Annotated in this window: 8 protein-coding genes; 2 read left to right on the top strand and 6 right to left on the bottom strand. The window is 70.5% G+C overall.

Going from position 1 to position 6,960, the window contains the following annotated elements; all coding sequences use genetic code 11:
- From Q0M60_RS01750 to Q0M60_RS01735, 4 genes are all read right to left on the bottom strand, one after another.
- A partial coding sequence (locus tag Q0M60_RS01750; protein WP_296815157.1) for a sulfite exporter TauE/SafE family protein occupies positions 1-778 on the bottom strand: 778 nt, incomplete at its 3' end.
- Complete coding sequence (gene dusA / locus Q0M60_RS01745) at positions 779-1,801, bottom strand: tRNA dihydrouridine(20/20a) synthase DusA (RefSeq protein WP_296815154.1); 1,023 nt, start codon at positions 1,799-1,801, stop codon at positions 779-781.
- Between the two features lie 37 nt (positions 1,802-1,838).
- Positions 1,839-3,092: a cyclopropane-fatty-acyl-phospholipid synthase family protein gene (locus Q0M60_RS01740; RefSeq protein WP_296815152.1), complete on the bottom strand. Its 1,254-nt coding sequence runs from the start codon at positions 3,090-3,092 to the stop codon at positions 1,839-1,841.
- Positions 3,093-3,102: 10 nt separating this feature from the next.
- A complete protein-coding gene (locus Q0M60_RS01735) occupies positions 3,103-3,510 on the bottom strand; it encodes a DUF2177 family protein (protein WP_296815150.1) in 408 nt (135 codons plus the stop codon).
- Between the two features lie 115 nt (positions 3,511-3,625).
- Between Q0M60_RS01735 and Q0M60_RS01730 the strand changes: the two genes are divergently transcribed.
- The gene (locus tag Q0M60_RS01730; protein WP_296815147.1) at positions 3,626-4,960 is read left to right on the top strand and encodes an FAD-dependent oxidoreductase; all 1,335 of its coding nucleotides are present in this window, start codon (positions 3,626-3,628) and stop codon (positions 4,958-4,960) included.
- Positions 4,957-5,724 carry a DUF1365 domain-containing protein gene (locus tag Q0M60_RS01725; RefSeq protein ID WP_296815144.1) on the top strand — a complete coding sequence of 256 codons (768 nt, stop codon included), beginning with the start codon at positions 4,957-4,959 and terminating at the stop codon, positions 5,722-5,724. The genes Q0M60_RS01730 and Q0M60_RS01725 overlap by 4 nt, the downstream gene beginning before the upstream one ends.
- A 1-nt stretch (position 5,725) precedes the next feature.
- On the opposite strand, the gene ruvB is transcribed toward Q0M60_RS01725, so the two are convergent.
- A complete protein-coding gene (gene ruvB, locus Q0M60_RS01720) occupies positions 5,726-6,751 on the bottom strand; it encodes a Holliday junction branch migration DNA helicase RuvB (protein ID WP_296815141.1) in 1,026 nt (341 codons plus the stop codon).
- Positions 6,748-6,960: RuvA C-terminal domain-containing protein (locus tag Q0M60_RS01715; protein WP_296815138.1), on the bottom strand; the 213-nt coding region annotated here is incomplete at its 5' end. The genes ruvB and Q0M60_RS01715, both read right to left, overlap by 4 nt.

Genomic DNA, 6,960 nt, shown 5'->3' with positions numbered 1-6,960 from the left:
CCGCGAAGGACCGGCGCAGCACGTCCTGATTGAGGCGGTGCGCCAGCTTCGCGCCCCAGGGCGCCACGGCGGTCGTGATCACACCCATGACCAGCACGGCCGGGATGTTCACATAGCCGAGCGACAGCGGCGGCCGACCGTCGGCCGACCAGCCCGCCACGATGAAGCCGAGCGCGGCCGGGATGCCGATGGCCAGGCCGAAGCCCGAGGCGGTGGCGACCGCGCGGTGGATCGGCTTGCCACACAGGGTCATGACCATGCCGCCCATGGCCCCGCCGCCCACGCCCATCAGCGCGGACAGGAGGCCGATGCCGGTTCCCAGCGCCGCGCGCGGCGCGCCGGTGGGCGTGTCGGACGCCAGCTTCCAGTGGCGCGGCATCAGGCCCATCTGGATCGCAACCAGGGTCACGCAGATCGCATAGACGAGGCCGAGCCCCGCCGCCGAGACGACGGCGGCGACGCCTGCGCCGATGACGCCGCCGAGCGCCACCCAGGGCGTCCAAGTGCGCAGCACGTCCTCGTCCACCGCCCCATGCGCCCGGTGCGCCGCCAGCGAGCGGAAGGAAGTAGCGATGATGACGGCGAGCGACGAGCCCACCGCCACGTGCAGATTCATCTCCCCACCCAGGCCCAGGACCTCGAAGGCGTAGAACAGGGCGGGCACGATCACCGTGCCGCCGCCGACGCCGAACAGGCCGGCGATCAGGCCCGCAAACGCGCCCGAGACGATGAGGATGGCGATCAGGCCGAGCAGGTCGGTCAGCGGGACCCCGGCCACTCAGGCGGCCTCGCGGCGGCTCTCGGCCTCACGGACCGCCTCCACCGCGCGGTCGATGACGTCGAGCCCCGCGCCGGGCTTGATTGAGTCCACGGTCAGGATGCGGCGGAAGGCGCGCGCGCCTGGGCGGCCGTGCATGGCGCCCAGAATGTGCCGGGTCATGGCGGCCAGGTGAACGCCTTCCGCCAGGCGCGCGGCGACATAGGAGCGATAGCGATCGATGGCCTCGAACGGGTCGATGTCTCCGGTCGCTTCGCCGTAGATCCGCCGGTCAGCCTGACCCAGCAGCGCGGGCTCGTGATAGGCGGAGCGGCCCAGCATGACCCCGTCCAGCGCCGGGCCCGTCTCATCGGGGATGAGGAAGCCCTCGGCCTGAGCCAGGCCGGCGATCCCGCCGTTGATGACGATAGTCAGCTCCGGACGCTCGGCCTTCAGGCGGCGCACCAGCCCGTAGTCGAGCGGCGGAATGTCCCGGTTCTCCTTGGGCGACAGACCTTTCAGCCAGGCCTTGCGGGCATGGACGACGAAGGTCGTGACACCCGCGCCCGCACAGCGGTCGACCAGGTCAAACAGGGCGTCCGCCGGCTCCTGGTCGTCGACGCCAATGCGGCATTTCACCGTCACCGGCACGTCCACCGCCTCGCCCATCGCCGCCATGCAGTCGGCGACCAGCTGCGGCTCGCGCATCAGGCAGGCGCCAAAGCGCCCGGACTGCACCCGGTCCGACGGGCAGCCGACGTTGAGGTTGATCTCGGCATAGCCCAGCTCGGCCCCGATCCGGGCAGAGGCGGCGAGGTCGTCGGGGTCGGACCCGCCGAGTTGCAGCGCCACCGGTTGTTCCACCGGATCGAAGCCCAGCAGCCGCTCGCGGTCGCCGTGCAGGACCGCGCCGGTGGTCACCATCTCGGTGTAGAGCAGGGTTTGCGAGGTGAAGGCGCGATGGAAGGCCCGGCAGTGCCGGTCGGTCCAGTCCATCATCGGCGCCACCGAGAGGCGGCGTGCCTCGTCGGCGGTCGCGTTCATGCCGGCCAGATAGGGCGCCGCCGGCCCTCAGGCAAACTCAGGCCGGCTCCAGGACCACCTGGATGACGTCGGTCCGTCCGGTCCTGAAGCCCGCTTCGCAGTAGGCGAGGTAGAAGCGCCACAGCCTGCGGAACTGCTCGTCGAAGCCTTGGGCGCGCAGCGTGTCCCAGGCCGCCTCGAAGCGGACCGCCCACAGCGCCAGGGTCCGGGCGTAGTCCGGGCCGAAGCGGCGGGTCGAGGCGACCTTCAGCCCCGTGCGGGCGGCCTCCTCAGCGAGGCGCGGCTCGGAAATCAACATGCCGCCCGGAAAGACGTACTGCTGGATGAAGTCGACGCGCTTGCGGTAGCGGTCAAACATCGATGCGTCGATGGTGATGATCTGCAGGCCCGCGCGGCCGGTGTCAGTCAGGCGTTCCCGGATGGTGCGGAAGTACGCCGGCCAGTACTGCTCGCCCACGGCCTCGAACATCTCGATCGAGGCGATGCGGTCGAACTGGCCGTCAGCCTGACGGTAGTCCTGGAAGCGCAACTCGACCTGATCGGCCAGACCCTGGCGCTCCATGCGGGCCCGGGCGAAGTCCAGCTGAGCCTGGCTGATGGTCAGGCCCGTCACGCGGGCGCCCCGCTTGGCCGCCGCGTGCTCGGCGAAGCCGCCCCAGCCGCAGCCGATCTCCAGCACGGACATGCCGGGCTCCAGGCCCATGGCCTCGCACAGGCTCTCGTACTTGCGCGCCTGTGCGGCCTCCAGCGCCTCGTCGCCGGAGGCGAACAGGGCCGAGGAATAGGTCATCGAGGGGTCGAGCCAGGCCGAATAGAAGGCGTTGCCCAGATCGTAATGGGCGTGGATGTTCCGCTTGGCCTGGCGCTCGGAGTTCTTGCGGAACAGGCTGTGGCGCAGCCAGTTCATCGCCCGCACGAGCCTCCCGCCAACCGCCAGCCGGTTCAGCCGCTCGTAGTTGTCGGCCAGCACAGTCAGCAGGGTGGCCAGGTCCGGCGTGTCCCATTCGCCCGCGATGTAGGACTCGGCCACGCCGATGTCGCCGCTGGCCAGGGCCCGGCGCGCGAAGGCCCAGTTCCTGACCCGCAGCGTCGCGTCCGGGCCGGTGCCGGCCTGCCCGAAGGTCTCGCTCTTCCCGTCGGGGTGGACGAGGGTGAAGGTCCCGCCGGTCCAGTCGCGCCCGGCGTGCCTGAGGGCCGCCAGGAACAGGCTGGGGGGGCGCGACACGTCCATCCGCCTCAGTTCCGGGAGCAGCGTCCCGCCGGGCGTTTCGGATTCGGCGGCAAGGGTCATGCGACCTTCCTCAAACCCTCACGATCATACGTGTCGCGATCACTGCGACTATGGAAGCCACGGCGGTCGCGACCGTTCCCCAGGCCATGTCCGTCAGGCTCAGATGCGTCGGCCAGACCCTGAGCGTGGCCTGATTGGTCAGGTCATATGTGGCGTAGGCGACGAAGCCGAACAAGGCCCCTGTCCAGGCGGCGCGCATCACCCCTCCGTCGCGCAGCGCGGGCATGACGACAAGCAGGGTCACGCCGAGCACGTAGATCAGATAGAAGGCGAGGGCCGGCCCCCACCGCACCTGATCGGCCATGATCTCTCCGATGGCCGGCCGATAGACGCGTGGAGCCATCTGGCTGAGCCATACGAAATCCAGCGCCCCGAACGCGAGGGCGAAGCTCAGATAGGCCGTGGCGGTCTTCAGCATGGAACTCCTCCGGTTGCAGCTCGGCAGTTACGCGGCCGCGCGGCGTCCGGATGACGAAGCGTCCAAATCCTGCCTTGGTTCGTAGCTGGCCCCGAAGGTTCGCCTCGGAGGTCGCGTGTCCCATCCCCGTTTCGCCGCTCCCAAGCGGATCGCCGTCGTCGGATCCGGCGTCTCTGGCCTGTCTGCCGCCTGGCTGCTGTCAAAGCGCCACCAAGTGACCCTGTACGAGGCCGACGATCGGATCGGCGGCCACAGCCACACGGTGGACGCGCCCTCGGCCGACGGCCCGGTGGCGGTGGACACCGGCTTCATCGTCTACAATGAGGTGAACTACCCCAATCTGACCGCCCTGTTCGCTCATTTGGGCGTGCCGACACAGCCGACGAAGATGTCGTTCTCCGTGTCCCTGGACGGCGGCCGACTGGAGTACGGCTCGACCGGGCTCGGCGGGCTGTTCGCCCAGGCCGAGAACGTTGTGAACCCCCGCTTCTGGGGCATGCTCGGCGACATGCGGCGCTTCCATCGGACGGCGAAGGCCCGCCTGCGGGAGCTTGAATCCAGCCAGATGTCGCTGCGCGCCTTCCTCGACGAGGAGGGCTACGGCGCGGCTTTTGTCACGGAGCACCTGCTGCCCCAGGCCGCCGCCATCTGGTCGTCGCGGCTGGACGACATGGGCGACTACCCGGCCGCGGAACTGATCCGCTTCTACGCCAACCACGACCTGCTCGGCCTGGTCAGCACCATCAACTGGCGCACCGTCGCGGGCGGATCGCGCGCCTATGTGCAGCGGTTGTTGGCCGCCATCCCGGATGTACGGACCGGCCGGGGCGTGCGCACCATCCGCCGCGAGCCCGGCGGCGTGCTCATCCGTGACGCCCACGGCGAGGTCGAGCGTTACGACGAGGTGGTCATCGCCGCCCACGCCGACCAGGCGCTCGCCATACTCGAACAGCCGACCCCTCAGGAGAAGGCCCTGCTGTCGCCCTTCCGCTACAGCCGCAATCACGCCGTCCTGCACCGCGACCCCCGTCTGATGCCGCGCCGCCGGCGGGCCTGGGCCGCCTGGAACCACTTGGGGGCGGGCGAAGCCTCGTCCGTCACCTACTGGATGAACCGGCTGCAGTCCCTGCCCGGCCCCGGCCTGTTCGTGACGCTCAATCCGCTGATCGAGCCCGAGGCGGGATCGGTGATCCGCTCGGACCTCTATGAGCACCCGCTGTTCGACGCGGCGACCGCGCGGGCGCAAAGGCGGCTTTGGGAGTTGCAGGGGGTGGAGCGCACCTGGTTCTGCGGCGCCTATTTCGGCGCGGGCTTCCACGAGGACGGTCTGCAGTCGGGCCTGGCCGTCGCCGAGCAGCTGGGCGGCCTTGAGCGGCCCTGGACAGTCGCCGCCGCCAGCGGGCGCATCCACGTCGGCGCGCCGCCGATGCAGCGCGAGGAGGCGGCTTGACCCAAGCTTCGGCCCTCTACGTCGGCAAGGTCACGCACCGGCGCCTGAGGCCGCGCGTCCACGCGCTCGCCTATCGGGTCTACATGCTGCTGCTGGATCTCGACGAGGCCACGGGCCTCAGATGCAAGGTGCTGCGCGGAGGCCGCTTCGGCCTGATGAGCTTCGACCCCCGCGACCACGGCGACGGCTCGGCCACCCCCTTGCGCGCCCAGATCGAGACCCGGCTGGCTAAGGCGGGGATCGAGGGTCCGATCGGCGCCATCCGCTTGCTCACCATGCCGCGGGTGCTCGGCTACGGCTTCAATCCGATCAGCCTCTACTTCTGTCACTGGATGGACGGATCACTGGCGGCGGTGATCCACGAGGTGACCAACACCTTCGGCGAGCGCCACGCCTACGTCGCGCCAGCCGGCGAGACGGGCCGCGTCCACAGCCACGCGGCGCCCAAGAGCCTGCACGTCTCGCCCTTCATGGACATGGATATGGGCTACGCCTTCCGGGTGTCGGAGCCCGGCGAACGGGTCGAGGTGCTGATCGACCTGAAGGATTCCCAAGGCGTTCGGCTGGCCACCGGCTTCATCGGCGAGCGCCGGCCCCTGACCGACGGCCAGCTGCTGCGCGCCTGGCTGACCCATCCCCTCCTGACCCTGAAGGTCATCGCAGGCATCCACTGGGAAGCCCTGCGCATCTGGACCAAGGGGATCGCCTATCGCCGCAAGCCCGCGCCGCCGACCGAGCCGGTGACCGTCGCCCGCGCGGCCTGAGCTACTTGCCGAACAATCCTGCCTGGCCCGGCGGCTGGGGCGGAGCGGTCAGGCCGAGGTGCGCATAGGCCTTGGCGCAGGCGACGCGGCCGCGCGGGGTGCGCTGGATGAAGCCCTGTTGCAGCAGATAGGGCTCGATCACGTCCTCAACAGCGTCGCGTGCCTCGGCAATGGCGGCGGCGAGCGTGTCCATGCCGACGGGCCCGCCGCCATAGTTTTCGATCAGGGCCTTGAGGAAGCGGCGGTCCAGGCTGTCGAGACCGGCCTCGTCGACCTCGAGCCGGGACAGGGCGCGGGCGGCGACCACCCTATCGACGCTGTCGGACCCTTCCGCCGTGGCGAAGTCGCGCACGCGCCGCAGCAGGCGGCCGGCCACGCGCGGCGTGCCGCGTGCGCGGGCGGCGATCTCGGTGGCGCCGTCAGGGCGCAGGTCCAGCCCCATCCTGCGAGCGCCGTGGGAGAGCACGCCGGTCAGCTCCTCGGGCGAATAGAACTCGAGCCGGATCGGGATGCCGAACCGGTCCCTCAGCGGCGTGGCCAGCAGCCCCGCCCGGGTCGTGGCTCCGATTAGGGTGAAGGGCGCCAGGTCGATCCGCACCGACCGCGCGGAAGGCCCCTCGCCGATGATGAGGTCCAGCACGTGGTCCTCCATCGCCGGATAGAGGACCTCCTCGACCGCCGGGGCGAGCCGATGGATCTCGTCGATGAACAGGACGTCGCGCGGCTCGAGATTGGTCAGGATGGCGGCCAGGTCTCCGGCCTTGGCGAGGATCGGGCCGGAGGTCGCGCGATAGCCGACCCCGAGCTCACGCGCCACGATCTGGGCGAGCGTCGTCTTGCCCAGACCTGGCGGACCGAACAGCAGGACGTGGTCCATGGCCTCGCCGCGCTGGCGGGCGGCGTCGACGAAGATCTTAAGGTTGGCCTTGGCCTGCGGCTGGCCGACGAACTCGGTCAGGGTCTGGGGGCGCAGGGCGCGGTCAGAGCCTTCGGGGCCGGGCTCGGGCGAGACGAGGCGATCGGTCACCGGCCGAGCTCCTGCAGCGCGGCGCGGATGACCGCCGAGAGCTCGGCGTCCTCACCAAGGCGGATCAGGGCCTGGTCGACAGCGCGGCGGGCGTTCACCTCAGCCATGCCGAGCCCCAGCAGGGCCGAAACGGCTTCGCCCGCCAGGGTCGGTGGCGGGGCGGCGACCGGCGCCGGCGCAGCGCCCGCCGGGGAGAAGGTGACCTCGCC

Origin of the sequence: Brevundimonas sp., from assembly GCF_024711105.1 — a bacterium.
In the GTDB taxonomy this organism is placed as follows: domain Bacteria; phylum Pseudomonadota; class Alphaproteobacteria; order Caulobacterales; family Caulobacteraceae; genus Brevundimonas.
Note: the sequence above shows the minus strand (reverse complement) of the source record. Positions and strands in the feature narration are given on the sequence as shown.